Origin of the sequence: Telluribacter sp. (assembly GCF_035998675.1) — a bacterium.
Lineage (GTDB): Bacteria > Bacteroidota > Bacteroidia > Cytophagales > Spirosomataceae > Telluribacter.
Genome location: NZ_DASYHI010000020.1, coordinates 1,009,776 through 1,026,913, shown reverse-complemented (window position 1 = coordinate 1,026,913; position 17,138 = coordinate 1,009,776). Strand labels below are relative to the sequence as shown.

At 52.5% G+C, this 17,138-nt stretch carries 12 protein-coding genes; 2 read left to right on the top strand and 10 right to left on the bottom strand.

Annotated elements, in window-relative coordinates:
- Nucleotides 1-156: 156 nt before the first annotated feature.
- Nucleotides 157-396 (top strand): hypothetical protein, encoded by a 240-nt coding sequence (locus tag VGN67_RS18495; RefSeq protein ID WP_327488345.1) that lies wholly within the window; start codon nt 157-159, stop codon nt 394-396.
- Nucleotides 397-549: 153 nt separating this feature from the next.
- Here VGN67_RS18495 and VGN67_RS18490 read toward each other — a convergent pair whose 3' ends face one another.
- From VGN67_RS18490 to VGN67_RS18465, 6 genes are all read right to left on the bottom strand, one after another.
- The gene (locus VGN67_RS18490; protein WP_327488344.1) at nt 550-2,109 is read right to left on the bottom strand and encodes an arylsulfatase; all 1,560 of its coding nucleotides are present in this window, start codon (nt 2,107-2,109) and stop codon (nt 550-552) included.
- Nucleotides 2,110-2,313: 204 nt separating this feature from the next.
- Nucleotides 2,314-3,789: a sulfatase gene (locus VGN67_RS18485; RefSeq protein ID WP_327488343.1), complete on the bottom strand. Its 1,476-nt coding sequence runs from the start codon at nt 3,787-3,789 to the stop codon at nt 2,314-2,316.
- Between the two features lie 164 nt (nt 3,790-3,953).
- Nucleotides 3,954-5,594, bottom strand: coding sequence for a RagB/SusD family nutrient uptake outer membrane protein (locus VGN67_RS18480; protein ID WP_327488342.1), 1,641 nt, complete (start codon nt 5,592-5,594; stop codon nt 3,954-3,956).
- A gap of 13 nt (nt 5,595-5,607) precedes the next feature.
- Entirely contained in the window at nt 5,608-8,991 is a 3,384-nt protein-coding gene (locus tag VGN67_RS18475; RefSeq protein WP_327488341.1) for a TonB-dependent receptor, read from the bottom strand.
- Nucleotides 8,991-10,013, bottom strand: coding sequence for a FecR family protein (locus VGN67_RS18470; RefSeq protein WP_327488340.1), 1,023 nt, complete (start codon nt 10,011-10,013; stop codon nt 8,991-8,993). Before VGN67_RS18470 ends, VGN67_RS18475 begins: the two co-directional genes overlap by 1 nt.
- Before the next feature lie 62 nt (nt 10,014-10,075).
- Nucleotides 10,076-10,768: an RNA polymerase sigma-70 factor gene (locus VGN67_RS18465; protein ID WP_327488339.1), complete on the bottom strand. Its 693-nt coding sequence runs from the start codon at nt 10,766-10,768 to the stop codon at nt 10,076-10,078.
- Between the two features lie 208 nt (nt 10,769-10,976).
- Between VGN67_RS18465 and VGN67_RS18460 the strand changes: the two genes are divergently transcribed.
- Nucleotides 10,977-11,147 (top strand): DUF1059 domain-containing protein, encoded by a 171-nt coding sequence (locus VGN67_RS18460; RefSeq protein ID WP_327488338.1) that lies wholly within the window; start codon nt 10,977-10,979, stop codon nt 11,145-11,147.
- 124 nt (nt 11,148-11,271) lie between these two features.
- Here VGN67_RS18460 and VGN67_RS18455 read toward each other — a convergent pair whose 3' ends face one another.
- The 4 genes from VGN67_RS18455 to VGN67_RS18440 all read right to left on the bottom strand — a co-directional run bounded on the left by VGN67_RS18455 (nt 11,272) and on the right by VGN67_RS18440 (nt 17,099).
- Nucleotides 11,272-12,999 (bottom strand): GMC family oxidoreductase, encoded by a 1,728-nt coding sequence (locus VGN67_RS18455; protein WP_327488337.1) that lies wholly within the window; start codon nt 12,997-12,999, stop codon nt 11,272-11,274.
- A 121-nt stretch (nt 13,000-13,120) separates the two neighbouring features.
- Nucleotides 13,121-13,639 (bottom strand): gluconate 2-dehydrogenase subunit 3 family protein, encoded by a 519-nt coding sequence (locus tag VGN67_RS18450; RefSeq protein WP_327488336.1) that lies wholly within the window; start codon nt 13,637-13,639, stop codon nt 13,121-13,123.
- A 376-nt stretch (nt 13,640-14,015) separates the two neighbouring features.
- Entirely contained in the window at nt 14,016-15,449 is a 1,434-nt protein-coding gene (locus tag VGN67_RS18445; RefSeq protein ID WP_327488335.1) for a sulfatase, read from the bottom strand.
- 138 nt (nt 15,450-15,587) lie between these two features.
- Nucleotides 15,588-17,099 carry a sulfatase gene (locus tag VGN67_RS18440; RefSeq protein ID WP_327488334.1) on the bottom strand — a complete coding sequence of 504 codons (1,512 nt, stop codon included), beginning with the start codon at nt 17,097-17,099 and terminating at the stop codon, nt 15,588-15,590.
- Nucleotides 17,100-17,138 lie beyond the last annotated feature (39 nt).

The following is a 17,138-nucleotide window of genomic DNA, read 5'->3' as shown; positions in this document are numbered from 1 at the left end:
GCACCGCCGCAACTGGGGCGACCTGGTGGAGAACGTGGCAGCCGCCAATGAATACCACTGGATGGCTGGTAAATACCTCAAGTACGCCTGTCCGCTCGGCTGCAACGACCTGCCCGTCAACTCCCACCACTGATAGCTATCAGCTCGCCGCGCCCGGTGTTCATCAGTAGTGGCGACAAGGGCGACGCCTGGGTGGATGCCATTGGCATGTTTATGGCCGCGGCCGGTGAGGTATACGAGCTACTCGGCAAGAAGGGGCTGGGTAGGCAGGAGTTCACCGCCCTAGAAACTACCCTCATCAGCGGCGACCTGGCCTACCATCAGCTCGCGGGTGGCCACACGTCCGGACTGAACTGGCCCACGATTATACGGTTGGCGGAGCGGTACTTTAGGTAGGTAGTATCTGTAAATTTCTAAAGCCCGTGTGTGCACGGGCTTTTTGTTGTGGGAGATTAGTCCGGGAGAATTAGTAGGCCGTAGGGTTTGTTAGAAAAAATCTTTATTACCTAGAAGTAAAGCATATGTGTAATAAAGAAAATGATGCGGTAACTACTCATTCACCCCCACCCGGCTGGCCCAGGTGTTGTACTTCGACAGTAATTCCTTAACTTTTTCAGGTTTGGAACTGGCTAAGTCATTCATTTCAGCGCGGTCTTTGGCCAAGTCGTACAGCTCCCATTTTTTCTGTTCCTTAGCCCACACCAGTTTCCAACTGCCCTGCCGAATGGCCCGGCTATCGAAGTGCTCCCAGGCAATGAAGTCGTGCGGTGTGCGGGTTTCGCCTTGAAGGATGGGCAGCAGGCTTTTGCCTTCCACGGGCTTAATGGCATGGCCGTCGTAGTTGGTGGGGTAGGTAGCCCCGGCCAGTTCCAGGCAGGTGGGCATGATATCCATGATATGACCGACCTGATCGGTCTGAAAAGACTTCTTGATGAGCTTAGGGTAGTGAACAATCAACGGGCTCGATACGCCCCCCTCGTGCGTGTAGCTTTTGTACAGGCGGAAGGGTACGTTGCCCAGGTTGGCCCACTCTTTGCCGTAGGCTACGTAGGAGCCCTTGTCGCCGGGCGGGGTAACGAGCGAACGCTCGTAGGCTTCCTCGCCCAGGTCGCGTTTGGCGCGTCCGTCCAGTTCTTCGGCGCAAGCGCCGTTGTCCGACAAAAACATGATCAGCGTATTATCCAGTTGGCCGGTGGCTTTGAGTTTGGCCACGATCTGTCCAATGCCCTTGTCCATGCGCGTGACCATGGCCGCGTAGGCCGTCATTTTCTGATCCCATTCTTTCTTATCCTTGGCATCTTCCCAGGCAGGGAGTGAAGGGTCACGCGGAGATAGCGCCTGATCTTTGGGCAGCAGGCCCATTTTCTGTTGCCGGGCGTGGCGTTCCTGCCGGAGTTTGTCCCAGCCTTTCATATACTTGCCCTGGTACTTGGCCATTTCCTCCTCGGGCGCGTGCAGGGGCCAGTGCGGAGCCGTGTAGGCTACGTACATAAAAAAAGGTTTGCCCGAGGCGGTACCGATGTAGTCGACGGCTTTTTTGGAAATGGCATCCGTAAAGTAAAAGCCTGCGGGTATTTCGTAGGGTTCATTACCTTCCAGAATCAGCCTTCCCGGCAGCAGGCGGTAGTAGCTGTTGGCCCCGCTGATGAGGCCAAAGTACTTGTCGAAGCCGCGTTGCAGGGGCCAGTCGGGGCGCTCTTCGCCCACGTGCCACTTGCCCGACATGTAGGTCTGGTAGCCGGCGTTTTTAAGTACCTCGGCCACCGTGACGGTATTGCGGCTGAGCCAGCCCTGATAGGGTGTTTCAGGGTCGCGGTTTTTGATGGCTGAGGTTACCACCATTTTGCCCATACCCGCCTGATGGGGGTACACGCCCGTGAGCAGAGAAGCCCGGCTGGGACAGCAGCGGGCGGCGTTATAAAACTGCGTAAACTTCGCGCCAGCCGCCGCTAGGGCGTCCAGGTTAGGCGTTTGGATTTCGGAGCCGTAGCAGCCGATGTCGCTGTACCCCAGGTCATCGGCCATGATGACGATGATGTTGGGTTTCTGGGCGAATAGCAAGGGCGAAATAAGAAACAGAAGTATCGTAAGGAGTGATCGGATTTGCATAGAAAATGTAATTTTTAAATGATCTTGATTTCGCTGGAAGGATATGTACAAATCTGTGGTAGTCTGGTGTCGCCCCGCTGGGGCTTTGTCTGTTTATTGCCATTTTACTATTAAGGTGTCGGCCCTCCGGGCCTATGGCTTTGAACGATGTCCTACTGTACGATAAAGGCTAATGAGCCAGAAATATCCTGGCATTATCCCCGCTTATTTATACACGCCGGTATTTCCTTTTGCCCAAATAGGCGTTAGTCTTTCCACAACCTCCGGGTTTTGCCCGGCAATGTTATGGTTTTCATTTGGATCGGTGGTATGGTCATACAGCTCTACCGTCGGCTCCTGCTTACGGAAGTACTTCGTAAAGCGATAGCGGTCGGTACGTACGCTGATACCCCGGTTGAAGTAGCTATACGCTACGTTGTCCCAAGCGGGTGCCTTTTTCTTTTTTAGCAAGCTGACGAAGCTTTTTCCGTCTAGTTCGGTGGCAGGTTTTAGCTGGCAAAGTTCGAGCAGGGTAGGGTAAATATCCACGCTGCTGACAATCTCTTCCCGTTGCTGTCCGGCGGTACTACCCGGTGCTTTCACGATGAGCGCCGACCGGAGAGCCCGCTCAAAGATGGTATGCTTGCCCCACACACGGTGGTCGCCCAGGTGCCAGCCGTGGTCGCCCCATACCACTACAATCGTGTTTTTGTCCAGTTTCAGACGTTTCAATTCGGCCAGTACCTTTCCCACCTGCGCATCCGTGTAGCTGACGCTGGCGTAGTATCCGTGGCGTAGCTGGCGGGCATAGGCATCCGACGCGGGACTGTTCAGCGCGGGGTGCTCTTCACCCGCCTTGTAGCCGTTAAACTCGCCGCTGTTGTGCAGACTGGCCGGATTGACGTTTTCTGGAATGGTAGGCGAGGGGCTTATTGAAAGCTTCGCTTCATCGTACAAATCCCAGTATTTCTGAGGAGCATTGAAAGGCAGGTGCGGTTTGAAAAAGCCGACGCTCAGAAAAAACGGCTGCTTTCTTTCGGCCAATTCCTTCAATTTATTCATTGCCAGTTGGGCGCTCAGCCCATCGGGATAGCCCTCGTCGGGTACGTCGGCGCTTTCGTAGGGCTTCACTTGCCCCTTGTGGCTTTGGCGGTTGGAGCCGTCGTCGTAAGCAAAGAAGGCATTCCAGCCCGTTACCCATTTGCCCGGATCAAACAGCATCTCGTCCCAGCTACAGGGGAGTTCCAGCTTATCGCTTTTGGGCTCTTCGTAGCCATACACGTAGCCATCGGCCGAGTGACTGATCTTGCCAATGCCTACCGTATAGTAGCCGTTGCGCCGAAAATGATCCACGAAGGTTTCGGGCGTATTGGTACGGGCTTTACCGCTGATCTCCTTCTCAATGGCCGCATTGGTCAGGTGGACGGGCCTGGTCGGGCGCTGGCCGGTCAGCAAGCTATACCGCGAAGCCCCGCAGGTAGGCTGGGTGACGTAGTGCCGGGTAAAAAGGGTAGACTCCGCCGCCAGGGCATCCAGGTTCGGCGAGTGTACCTCTGCATTGCCGTAGCAGTTCAGATCGGGACGAAGGTCGTCGATGCAGAGGAAGAGTACATTGGGTGGCTGCTTTTGTACCCACAGACTGCTGAGAATCCACCATAGACTCAGGAGCGCGACGCTTGTAAATAGACTCTTTTTTATCATAGATGTTATTTGGTGGCTGGTTTGAATCTGTGACATTCTCGTTTGCGTTTGTGACGCGAACGGGTTGTGTTGAGCGGCTACGCGCCCCGGTTTTAAACGCGCGCCTCATGGGTTCGCGTCGCAGACGCAAACCAGCCGTAATTCACTCATTCTATCATTAAAATTCAGTATCCCGGATTTTGCAGGAAATCACCGGGGTTGGTCACGCGGTCTATCTGCGTCTGAGGAATGGGCCGTACCAGATGCGTTTCCTTTACATTGACGGCTGCATCCAGATTATACTTTTTAAGGCGTTCCAAAAACTTGCCGGAGCGCTTCAGATCGTACCAGCGGTGCATTTCACCGGCGAGTTCGCGCCCTCGTTCATCCAGAAAAAATTCCTCGCTCAGATCAGTACTGGTAATCTGCATCTCGGCTACCTTCCCGGGCAGGGCCGCTCTGGTGCGCACTACATTGACGTACTCGGCGGCTTTGGCCAGATTGCCCTGCCGGAAAGCCGCTTCTCCGGCAATCAGGTACATTTCGGCCAGGCGAAGCACGATGAAATCGCGTCGGCCGTCCACCGCATTGACGCTGGTGCGCAGGGGATCCAGGTACTTTTTCAGGCTCGGAAACTGACGCCGGTTCGATCCTCCGATTTCCAATGGGTCCGTTACGCTCGCCACCCACTTGTTGTTGTAGTCGATGAGCCAGTAAGGAGCGGCTTTCTGCTGGGCGTCGGGCACGGGGCGCATCACGATCTTGATCGCGGTATCGCCGGGCTGGACGGTTTTGCCATTGATGGTCGCTTTGGTATTGGCCAGCCAAACGGTCTTGAAGGAGCCATCAAAACGACTGTCCTTACTCAGGTCAAACAGGTTGAGGGTGTAGTTGGTGGGCATAAACCGCTGGAAAGCACGTCCATTGGTAATGTCGCGGGTCATGGCCGGATTGAGGGTATAGTCAAATATGAAAAACATGTGCCCCTGATTGCCATTTCCGTTGGTAAGTGGGTTGTCGGTGTACTGCACCGACCAGATCACCTCAGGATTCAGCTCCTTGTTAATGTCCCACAAATCACCGTAGTTTTTTACCAGTGAATGATCATTACTGCTAATTACCGCGGCGGCCATTTTTTCGGCTTCGGCCCAGTTGCCCAAAGTGAGTTGTACCCGTGCCAGTAGCCCCTCGGCGGCATGTTTGGTAACCCGTCCGTAGACCGGCGTTTTAGCGGGCAAATTGGCCACGGCGAATTGTAAATCAGGCAAAATACCCTGTTGATACACAGTCGCTACCGGCGTCCGTTTGGCCTCCGTTTCGATCCCCTGGGTTTCGTCCAGCGTAAAGTGGATATCGCCGAATTGCTGTACCAGATGGAAATAGTAGAGGGCTCGCAGAAAGCGCGCTTCCCCAACGATGCGGTTGCGTTCGGCCTCGCTCAGCCCCACCACTCTGGGAGCCCGGCTCACTACGGCGTTGGCCTGGTTGATCCCGACGTAGAAAGTGTCCCAGATGGTTTTGACATAGGCGCTGGACCCCAGGAAATTGGGTGAGTAATTGTTGTAGTCCGGGTTGTTGGTAGCACCACCGAACCCGTTGGTGTACATGTCGGTTCCGGTCACGGTGAGGAAAAACGCGTATTCGAGTCCATAAAATCTGCGCAGCGTTGAATAGGTGGCTTTCAGGCCATCCTCAATGCCTTTTGGGGTGGCGTAGTAGCTTTCGGCGGTGGCCAACCCTACCGGATTTTCTTCCAAGATATCATTGCAAGAAGTAAGAAGGACAAATACAGACAGCAGGCTGAATAAAATATAGTTCTTTTTCATGTCAGTAAGGATTTCAGAATTTAAGGTTCAGACCAAACACGTAGGTGGCGGAGGTCATTGGGGAGCTACCCCCCACGATGCCATTGGCCGTTTCGGGGTCTACCAGCTTGTAGGGTGAGAAAATCAGGGCGTTGTCGGCCGTGGCGTACAGACGCAGACTGTTTATCCTGATCTTAGAAGTAATACCTTTTGGAATGGTATACCCCAGGGTAATGTTCCGGATTTTTACAAAAGAACCATCGAAGAACCGGATTGCATCGGAATACAGGGGCGCGGCGGCGGAATTGGGCCGGGGAATTTTGTTGACAGCGTTGGTAGAAGTCCAGTAATCAAAATTAATGCCATTGTAGCGACCCTGCCAGTTGTTACCGCCCAGGTTGTGGAAGTCGCTACGGATGTATTGACCCTGCCGGGCATAGACCAGGAACGAGAAGTCAATCCCCTTATAGCTCAACCGGTTGGTCAACCCGCCGCTCCACTTGGGTACCGTAGAACCCAAGACCGTCCGGTCATCGGCGTTGATAACCCCGTCGGGTTGATTGGTTAGGTTGCCTTCGGCATCGCGGCCGTTTACGTCCACGATCCTGATATCGCCCGGCTTCTGCTTCACCTTGGCGGCCTCATCGGCTTCGCTGGTCTGCCAGATACCCTCCTGTTTGAAATTATAAAAAACGCTGATGGGTTGCCCGATGAACCACTGGTTGCCCACATCATCCTTGTCGTTGAAGAGTTCGACGATTTTTTCCTTATTACTGAACACATTCAGATTAGCCTCCCACTTAAATCCACCGGGTGAGCGCAGAATATTTCCGTTCAGCGATAGCTCCCAACCCTGATTGCTGGTCGAGCCAATATTTTGCAAAATAGACTCATAGCCGGAGGTAATGGGGATCAATCGGTTCAGAAGCAGGTCGGTGGTGTTGGTTTTGTACACTTCCAGCGAACCCGTCAGGCGGTCGTTCAACAGGCCGAAATCCATGCCGATGTTGACCGTGCTGGAAATTTCCCACTGCAGATCAGGATTCGGGATTACATTGAGGGCGTAGCCAAAGGCCGGGTCATTCCCAAAGGCATACACGGAGCGTTCCAATCCGCCCAGGGTTTGGTAGGGCGATATGGAGGTGTTCCCTACGGCCCCGTAGCCCGCCCGCAGTTTCAGGAAGGATATGGCCTTCGCGTTGCTCATAAAGGCTTCATCCGTAATCACCCAACCTGCCGATATCGATGGAAAAAAGGCCCACTTGTTCTTCTGGGAGAGGCGGGAAGAACCATCCGCCCGACCGGTCAAGGTGAGCAGGTACCTGTCTTTGAAACTATAATTAACCCTTCCCATGTAGGAGAGCAGTCCCCATTTGGTGAGAGAACTGTTGATGCCGGTGACCGTTTCGGCGCTACCCAAATTGTAAAACAGGGAAGACTCCACCGGGATATTGCGGGCGGCAGCTCCCGACGACTCGAAGCGATTGGTTTGGGTACTAAAAAGGCCAACCACATTGAGCGAATGCTCTCCGAACTTGCGGTTGAAAGACAGGATGTTTTCCAGCGTATAGGCAAAGTTTTGCTGGTTAGTCACTTCGGCGGTATTGGCGCTGCCGGCCAGGGTACCATTGTACTCACCTTGGCGCGAAGTACTAAAGTCCGGACCGAAATTAAGGCGGTAGCTCAGGCCTTCCATGAAGGTATATTCCGCAAAAATATTGGCAAATACCCGGTACTTTCTGCGTTCGTTGGTAAATTGTCCGGGCTGGTATTGCAGCAGCGGGCTGGTGAGCAGGCCTTCGCGGGGATTGGGGTAGGCAATGAAATTACCATCGGTATCGTAGGGCTGCACGAGCGGCGAAAACTGCAAGGCATTGGTATAGGGGCCGTTGGACATGGTGTTCTGCAAATCGCTGGATACCGTCGAACTAACGCCAACCCGAAGTCGTTCGGTGAGTTTAGTCTCGATATTGGCCCGGAAAGAGTAGCGCTGGTAATCGCTAGCCTGCATAATTCCTTTTTCGTCGTAGAAAGCTCCCGACAGGTAGTAGATCGTGTTATCGTTGCCGCCGCTGGCCGAAATCTGGTGCTGCTGCTGCTGTCCGTCGCGCAGGATGAGATCCAGCCAGTTGGTTTCCACGCCATTTTTCAGATTATCAATTTCCAGCGTACTGAAAAACGTATTGTCCTTATTGGCATCATTGGCATCAATACCCCTCGCTACTCTGGAATATTGCGCAAACTGTTCGCCATTCATCAGGTTCAGGTTTTTCTGGGCTTTCTTGATGCCGTAGTAGCCATCGTAGCTAATGACGGCCTTCCCGGCCTGCCCTTTCTTGGTAGTAATGAGGATAACCCCATTGGCCCCGCGTGAGCCGTAAATGGCCACGGCACTGGCATCTTTCAATACCTCCATAGACTCAATGTCGTTGGGGTTGAAATCGTTGATGCTCACATCCGTCGGTATACCATCAATCACATACAGCGGGTTGTTGCTGGCGTTGATGGAGCGGTTGCCCCGGATGCGAATGGTAGGCGCTGAACCCGGATTACCATTCGTGCGCACAATATCCACCCCCGCCAGTCGGCCCTGCGCATTCTGGAGGAAGTTGGACGACGGTGTTTCGGCGATATCCCGGCTGGAAATGCTGGAAATAGCACCGGTTAAGTCCCGCTTCTTTTGGGTACCATACCCTACCACAATTACTTCTTCGAGTTGCTTGTTGTCTGGGGCCATGGTAACAGATAGACTAGTCTGATTGCTAACTACTACCTCCTGGCTTAGGTATCCCACAAAACTGAAAACCAGTGTTGAACTTTCATTTGGTATCTCCAGCTGAAACTGCCCATCGGCATTGGTAGTGGTACCCCGCTGGGTACCTTTCAGAACCACGCTCACCCCGGGTAGATTAGCTCCAGACTCGTCCTGGACAGTACCTGACACTATTCGTTTGGGGGCTTCTGCTCCTGCTACAATGACCAAGGGTATGTTTGATAAAGAGCTGCTTTTTTCGACCAGGACGCGGCTGTCGGCCCGGCTTTTTACTTCCTGGGCGGGTACTTCCCGGCTGGGTTTGCTTTCGGTAATAACGTAGGTACCCTTCCGGATTTTCTTGTAACGCAGGCTCGTCGGTCGAAGAATAGTTTCCAGGTTACTCTCTATCGGCAACGAATAGTCAATAGACTGGCCAGCGACGGTACGGCTGGACACGAGCCGGTCTTCAAACACAATTTCAATACCGTAGTGTTCCTGTAAGGAGAGAAGAACGGTTTTGAGCTGGACTAATTTTGGGGCTGGTGCAGTCGGCTGCTGCTGCTGGACAAAAGCCAGGGTCTGTGAAAAGACGGCCGCATTGAGCTGACTGGTCAGCAGGATAACCAGGCCAAGGTTTCGGGTTAGGAGTAGTAGTTTATTCATTAGTATATCGGATTTAGGCTTGATTCAGAGTTATGCAGGAATAGCTTGTTTTTTTCTTTTCTTATTTGCAAATCCAGTACTTCTTTCAGTACATCCAGCAGGTCGTCAGCGGTCTGGGCTTTGAAGTTGCCGGTGATGGTACGATTCGCGATTTCGGCATTTGCTACGCGCACCACCAGTCCGAAGTTTTCATGGAGCAGGGCGCATATTTCCTGCACCGAGGTATTGTTAAAGACAAATCGCTGCTCTTTCCAGACCGACTGCAGTTCCGGCTTTTCAATTTTTTGCAGGGTAAGCGTTCTAGATTTGTTCATGGTGACCAGTTCCCCAGGCTTCATGAGCAGTTGGCGCTTTTGGGTACCTTCGGTATAGTCCAGGCGAATTTTTCCCCGGCTCAGCGCCACCCGGGTACCCCGGGGCCGGGCATAAACCGAAAACTCAGTACCTAGCACCTCCACCTGAAATTCGTCGGAAGTTCTGACCACGAAGCGGCGGTTATCGTGCGTGTGCCGGACCGAAAACTCCGCTTCCCCTTCCAGCAAAACCTCCCTGATGGTACCATCAAATCCAAAACGGTGTACTAGTAGGCTGGAATTGGCGTTGAGGGTAACGTGGCTACCGTCGCTGAGCGTGAAGGCGCTGGTCTGGCCGTAGTCGGTCTGGTAGGTTTTGTAAAGGAGCGGTTTACGCAGCAGCCATCCACTCAGGCAGAGCAGGATAGTTATGGAGGCTGCCACCTGCCAGTTGAAGTGGGGGAGCCGCCGGACGGACGGCTCCCAGCCAAACTGGGGGCGTACTACTTTCTCCTCCTGCTCATCGATGCGTTGTAGCAGAGCAGAAAAAGCCGCTTCGGAGTCGGGTAGGTACTGGGGCTGCTGTAGCTCCCATTCCAGGAGCCAGCGGTGAAACTGCTCCCCGTTCTCTTCCCGTTTCAGCCATTCATCAACGGCCTGTTTTTCGAGCGGGGTCGCACGACCCGACAGGTACTCAAAAAGTATATGTTTTGTAATTTGGTGTTCCATGTTTAGAGTGGTTATCGGGCTAATGACTCTCCGAAAGAGATTTTCCCTTAGTGTGGACAGGTTTAGCAGAATAAAAAGAGGAGGAGCAGGAGCCATTCACCACGCAAAGCGTCGCGCAGGTGGCGGAGGGCTTTTGATATGTGGACTTCCACCGTTTTAGGGGAAATTCGCAATTCTTCGGCTATCTCATGGTACTTCTTGTTGTCAAAGCGACTCATCAGAAACACCCGCTGGCACTGGGCTGGAAGCTGCGCAATAGCTTCGTTGACTTTCAGAAAAAGGTGGTTGTACTGGACCTCGGCCTCGGGAGTCAGCTGCTGGGAGTCGGGTTGATTTTCGGTGGAGGGGTCCAGCGGGGAGGTCCGGCCAAACTCCCGGCGCAGGTACGTAAAAGCCTCGTTGCGCACCGACCGGAACAGGTAGCTGAGGTAAGAGGTATTGATGTTTTTATAGGCTTGGGTTCGGTAAAACTGGTAGAAAACTTCGCTTACCAAGTCCTCGGCGATCTGCCTGGAGTAGACGAACCGGACCGCGTGGCTGCATAAGGGAGCGTGGTACTTTCTGAACAGAAGCTCCAGCCCTTTGCGGGGGTCTTGCTCAAATGTTTCCCTCAGGAGTAGTTCGGCGTCGAGTTGACGGGGATCGCCTTGCTGGGCATCTCCGTCAGGAGCATCTCCACGCTGGCCCCTGTCATCTATGGCTAGCTTTAAGACTGGCTGCTTGGTATTAAATGGTTGGGGTAAAGGATGTACCATAGGGTATTTCTTTTCGATAAGTACCCCTATGACTCATACCTCTTCTTTTTCCCTTACTCGTTTGTAGAAAAAAAAGAAAAAATACTCTAAAAGAGGTATTGACAAAGGGTTAAGTTATCCTGAACTTTACGTAAAGACACATTGCAGACGGTGGGCTGGTTACCCCCAAAGTAAGAAATCAAGTACTATACCCCTAACTTTTACTACTATGAAAGTACTACGTTGTCAGGATGTAGGCTTTGACTGCCCCGGTGTAATCAAAGCCGAACAAGAAGACCAGGTGTTGCAAATGGCGGCTCAGCACGCCAGCGAGGTACATCAGGTACAGGTAACGCCCGAGATGGCCGAGCAGATCAGGACCAAAATCAGGGAGGAGTAAGCGTTAAGTAGGAATGGAACGTAGCCTATGCAAAAGAAGAGCCGGTGGATGCTAGCATCCACCGGCTCTTCGATTTAAAAACGTATCACTAAAAGCTAGGACCAAAGGCCCAGCAACTTGATACTTACAGGTTCTTCGCCTTCATCTGCTTCACAGCATAGTCAACCGCGCGGGCCGTCAGGGCCATGTAGGTGAGCGACGGGTTCTGGGTGGAGGTGGAGGTCATGCTGGCACCGTCGGTTACGAATACGTTAGGTACCGTGTGCAGTTGATTCCACTTGTTCAGCATGGAGGTCTTGGGATCCTTACCCATACGTACACCACCCATTTCGTGGATATCCAGACCCGGAGCCTGCTTGCTGTCGGAGCCACGGATGTTTTTAAAACCGGCTTTGGTAAACATCTCGGTCATCTGCTCCAGATAGTCCTTCACCATCTTGTCGTCGTTATCGTCGTAGTCGATGGATATCTTCAGCTGAGGTAGTCCGAACGGGTCCTTGTTGTTCTGGTCCAAAGCTACGTAGTTGCTTGCCTTCGGAATGGTTTCGCCCATCATGTGCGAGCCCACGCCCCAGTTCCCTATTTCACTTTTGAAGAGGTTGGCTTTCAGGTCTTCACCCAGGCCGTCTCGGCTGCTGTTGTAACGACGGTTGGCACTGAATCCGGCCGCGTAGCCACGTAAGAAATCAGTTTCCTGCTTGTACACGTTACGGAAGCGCGGTATGTACCCTCCACCGTTAGGCCGGCGACCTTCGGTTGTTGTATCCAGGTGTCCCTCGTACTCGGCTGAGATACGGGCGCGGTAGTTGTGGAAAGCGACGTACTGACCCAGTACTCCGCTGTCGTTCCCGAGTCCGTTGGGGAAGCGCGAAGAGGTAGAGTTGAGCAGTACCAGGTTAGTATTCAGGGCAGCGGCGTTGACAAAGATAATTTTGGCGTAAAACTCCATCATTTGCTTGGTATCGGCGTCTATAACCCGGACACCGGTGGCCTTGCCGGAGGCGGCCCCACCTTTTTTCTCGTCGTAAATAATGGAATGTACCACCGACTGTGGGCGCAGGGTCATGTTACCCGTTTTGGCCGCCCAGGGAATGGTAGAGGCATTACTGCTGAAGTACCCGCCGAATGGACACCCCCGCTCGCAAAGCTGGCGGCTCATACATTGCGCCCGGCCCTGGTCCAGGTGAATTTGCTGCGGCTGGCTGATGTGCGCAGCCCGAGATATAACCACATGGCGGTCTTTGTATTCTTTCGACAGGTTTTCCTTGAAGTACTTCTCCACGCAGTTCAGGTCATAAGGAGGCAGAAACTCGCCGTCGGGTAAGCTGTCAAGCCCATCCTTATTTCCGGTAATACCCGCAAATTTCTCTACGTGGCTGTACCAGGGAGCAATGTCGTCGTAGCCAATGGGCCATTCTACTGCAAAGCCGTCGCGCGCGGGCCCCTCAAAATCGTACTTACTCCAGCGCTGGGTCTGGCGGGCCCACAGCATGGATTTGCCACCAACCTGGTACCCCCGAATCCAGTCGAAAGGCTTCTCCTGAATGTAGGGCTGCTCCTGGTCTTTTACAAAAAAATGAGCGGCCGATTCCTTAAAGTTATAGCACTTGCTCTGGATAGGATTGGCCTGTACCACGTCCAGCGGCATGCGCTCGCGGTGATTAAACTCCCACGGCATTTTCATGGCAGTGGGGTAGTCGATGTTATGTTTTACGTCGCGGCCCCGCTCCAGTACCAGGGTTTTCAGCCCTTTCTCACATAATTCTTTGGCGGCCCAGCCTCCACTGATTCCCGAGCCAATCACGATGGCGTCGTAGGTGCGGGCTTTCTGACTATCTATATTGAAGTACATAGTGATTGTCGAATTTCAATTTCGGATTTTCGAGTTAATTTTATAAACGCAGTGTCAACAGGAGTGTAGCGCAGAGGTACGTAGAGTTTTTCCTCCACTCTTTCACTCATTTGCTCTTTCACTATTGAGTGACGGGTACGCAGGCGTTCCAGGCAGGAGGGATCATGCTGTACTTGGTGATATTGATCATAACGTACTCCGACGACATATAACCCTGAATAGTCAACCCTTTCACCATTCCGAAAAAGGCTTTGCTGGAAGGGTTGTCGCTGAGGCTCATGCCTTCCAGGATGTGTATACGCTGAGCAGCCGAGCAGGCGGTAAACGATTTGCCAAAGGTTTCTTTGCTGTCTTCTTCTACCGTAGCCAGTCCGCTTACCAGCGTGTCCTGTGCTTTCTTGTCGTAGCAATCTGTTAGCATAAGTTGTACAAATCGGTCAACGCCCAATTCTTTGGCACCGGGCGTGTCGGTAGCCGGAATGATCGTGTCTACTACGCTGGCCAGAAGGGGTACTTCTTCCGCAGAAAGCAGATCGGTAGGTTGGAGGGAGTTTTGATTCCAGTTAGAAGCCCAGGATGGCAGGGCAACCAATCCACCGATGGCTGTTGCTAAACCTTTGAGCGCCGCACGTCTTTCCATAGTTATGACTCAGATGAATAGTAAATAAGCAAGATAGTATAAAGAGAAAATAGTCTGATTGTGTCAGAATTTAGCCGGGATAAGCACTTGACTAAAAAAAGATTATGTGATTATACCCATAACGAAACTACATAATGAAAGAGTTCATCCGCGGGGTTTTACTTATGAAAAAGTAAACTACTTCGGGACTTCCTTAACCAAACGCCCTGTCTATATTCAGCGGTCAGGTCACTGTTTGGGCAAAAAAGTACTTTAAGTGTATGGCAGGACGAAGTACTATCGGTAGGCTTTTCAACTAGTTATAAGAAGTGTTTACTCGTTTCCCGCCATTACTCAACTTTGAAAAAAGCTGTGGAATTATAAAAGCTGCAACACTCTATTTATCCACTCTTCCCACCGGACGACGGTTCTTGCCTGGCTTGCCCGTCAATTCATCGCCCAGATCTTCCCGCGCCGCTTCGGCTATTTTTATGAGTTGAGCAGTGATTTCGGGAAAATCAAACTGCACGTTGTACCGCTCACCCGGATCGCGCCGCAGGTCGTAGAGTCCGCCCTGATGGTTGAAATTCTCGTTGCCGCCGCCGGGCTGACCGTCCTTGCCGGGTTTGAAGCCTTCGTTGGTACGGCCCGGATGGGCAAGTACCAGCTTCCAGTCGCCGTGGCGCACCGCTTCCAGGTTATTCCGGCGATAGTAGTAGAGAAAGGTTTCGCGGGGCTTGACGGACAGGTCGCCTTTGACGTTGGCCAGCAGGCTTACACCGTCAATCTTTTTCCTGGGTAAAGCTGCTCCTGTGGCCTCTGCAATGGTAGGCAGAATGTCCATACCGGCGGCCAAATTGTTGGAAACCGTTCCCGCCGGGATCGTTCCGGTCCATTCCATCAGGCAGGGTACCCGGTGGCCTCCTTCAAACGTGGTTCCTTTGCCTTCCCGAAAGCCGCCCGCACTGCCGGCATGGTTGCCGTAGGCCAGCCAGGGGCCATTGTCGGAGGTTACAATCAGCAGCGTATTTTTATCCAGCCCCAACTCTTTCAGGGTTTTTCTAATTTCGCCAATGCTCCAATCCAGTTCCATGATTACGTCGCCGTACAGCCCCTGCTGTGATTTGCCCTTGAATTTTTTTGAAACAAACAGCGGTACGTGCGGCATGGGATGCGCCAGGTAGGCAAAGAAAGGTTTGTCCTTATTTTTCCTGATAAAATCGATGGTTCGCTCGGTGAATTGCGTTGTAAACTGGCTTTGATCCGGATTAGTTGCTACCACCTTGTCGCCCTCGATCAGGGGCAGGGGAGGATAGTAGTTTTTATTGACCGGGTGGTTAGGCCACATGTCGTTGGAGTAGGGAATGCCAAAGTACTCATCAAAGCCGTGCTGTTTGGGCAAAAACTGCTTCTGATAACCCAGGTGCCATTTACCGAAGGCCGCCGTGGCGTAGCCTTTCGCTTTCAGCAGCTCGGCAATGGTCTCTTCGTCGGCGCTGATACCCGTTTTGGCCGTATGATCCGTTGCCCCGGCAAACCCGATGCGGTTAGGGTAGCAGCCCGTCAGCAGCCCCGCCCGGGAGGCCGTGCAGACGGCTTGTGGGGTATAGTAGTTGGAAAAGAACATCCCTTTGGCCGCCATGTCGTCGAAGTTGGGCGTCTGATAACCGATGGCCCCCGTTCTGCCCAAATCCCCGAAGCCCAGGTCGTCAATGTAGACTAGCACCACGTTGGATTGTCCGGGGGGGCGGTTTTCTTTAGAAAAACGGAAGGCCGCGGCGACAAACATACTAACAGCGAGGATGGTCAGGAGAATGATTTTTTTGTTCATGGTCAATGTACTTTGTTTCAAAACAGTTGATTAAATTAGTCAACTCAGAGTTTTCGTGAGTTTGGGAAAGAGTTTTACCGAGGGGATTTGTATCCTTTTTCTCTGCGAAAACTTCTGCATCCTCTGCGGTCAATACCATTACCAATTATCCTCGAAAATCTTCTGAATTGCTGGGTTGGTTTCCGGGCCATCACCATTTTCAGTTTTGATGGTGCGAAGCCGGTTTTTCAGCTCCCGGATAATGGTTTGATACTCCGGATCATTGACCGCGTTATGGCCCTCGCGGGGGTCTTTTTCTAAATCATAAAACTCCCAGCCCGGCGGGTACTTCATCTTGTCCCGTTCGGTTTTGGTGCGGGACTGTCCGTAAAACAGGGCCAGCTTGTAGCGATCCGTCCGGATGCCCAAGTGCGCCGGGCGGTTAGACTCGTTGGCCCAGTAGCGGTAGTACATGTCCTGGCGCCAGTCTTTGGGTGTTTTGCCTTCCAGATTTTTCCGAAAGCTCCTTCCCTGCATATACGCAGGCTGTTTTACCCCGGCATAGTCCAGAAACAGCGACGGGAAATCAATGTTCAGGATAATATCATTTATCCGTCGCCCGGCTTTCAGTTCCTTAGGGTACGAAATCACAAAAGGCATTCGCAGCGACTGTTCGTAAATAAATCGTTTATCAAAAAAGCCGTGTTCGCCCAAAAAATACCCCTGATCGGCGGTATAAATGATGATGGTGTTGCCTAGCTCGCCGCTCTGCCGTAGGTACTCAATGAGTTTACCAATGTTGTCATCAATCGCCGCCCCGGACCGCAGAAAATCTTTGACAAATTTCTGGTAGGTCTTCTTCCGGGCGGCCAGCGAATCCAGGCCTTGCAGAGAAAAAGAGGTGCCGGGGTATTGTTTGCCGGTACCATTCTCGTAGCGTTTTCCGAGCAGTTCCAGCGGCCAGCCGTCGTGGGTACGGCCGTTGGTGCCCCATTCATTAAAATCCGACGGGTAGGGGAGTTCTACGTCTTCCAGAAATGTTTTGTAGCGTTCCGGGTAGTCATAGGGTTCATGGGTAGCTTTGAAATGTGTGGAAAGATAAAAGGGCTTGGTTCGGTCGCGGTTTTTTAGCCACTCAATGGATTTTTCGGTAATCACATCGGTCGAGAAACCCGGATATTCCCGTCCACCGGCATTTCCATCCTGCCAGTTTTCCTTTGTTTTCAGGACAGGGTTCCAGTACCGGCCCTGGCCGGGCAGTACCATGTAATAATCGAAACCTGCCGGTTCTTTTTTCAAATGCCACTTACCGACGATGGCTGTCTGATAGCCCGCCTGTTGCAGCAGTTTGGCAAAATTCATGCTGTCGGGCTCGTAGGCATCTTCAAGATCATATACCCCGTTTCGGTGGCTGTACTGTCCGCTCAGAATGGCCGCCCGGCTGGGAACGCAAATGGAGTTGGTACAGAATGCATTGTTGAGCATTACCCCATGATTGGCCAGCCACTGGATGTTATCTTTTTTAACGTACTGCCGCAAAATACCTCCGTAGATACCCCAGGCCTGTGAGGTATGGTCGTCGGACATAATGAAGAGGATGTTGGGTTTTTTGGATTTTTGAGAAAAGGCCAGTATAGGGAAGGCCAGTAAAAGAATAAGGAATTTCTTCATGAAAGTGTAGGAAAGTCTCTGAATCTAAAAAATAAAGGG